This window comes from Myxococcus sp. AM009, from assembly GCF_013372605.1.
GTDB classification, from domain to species: domain Bacteria; phylum Myxococcota; class Myxococcia; order Myxococcales; family Myxococcaceae; genus Myxococcus; species Myxococcus vastator.
This window is the reverse complement of record NZ_JABXEP010000455.1, coordinates 1-440: the sequence shown is the minus strand read 5'-3', so window position 1 is coordinate 440 and position 440 is coordinate 1. Positions and strand designations below refer to the sequence as shown.

The 440-nt window shown below is 61.4% G+C and carries 1 pseudogene; it reads left to right on the top strand.

Features of this window, described 5'->3' with window-relative positions:
* Positions 1-440, top strand: a pseudogene (locus HV824_RS37025) (DNA helicase); the annotation flags it as partial.

Below are 440 nucleotides of genomic sequence, written 5' to 3'. Positions count from 1 at the left end.
ACCCTCGCCTGACATGCAGCCTACCGAAGAGCAAACCGCTGTCGTTGATGCGTCCTTGGATGGCGAACCGTTGAAGGTTGACGCTCGTGCGGGCGCCGGCAAGACCTCCACCCTAGGCCTCGTCTCGACCGCCAAAGGGCGGGCTCGTGGTGTCTATTTGGCCTTCAATCGCCTCATTGCGGAGGAGGCCAAGCGCAAGTTCCCTTTGTCCGTGCGGTGCGGAACGGTCAACTCCCAGGCATACAGATCCGTATCGGCCGACATCACCCGGAAGCTCCGTAATCCGTTGGAGCCCAACTACCTCCTCGCAGAGCGATTCGGCCTACAGCCTATCAAGGTCCCGACAACGATCGGGAAGAACCTTGAACTGACCTCCGCCAAGCTTGGCCGGATGGTGCGAGACGGCTTGGCCAGGTTCTGTGGCTCTGCCAAGCCGACGC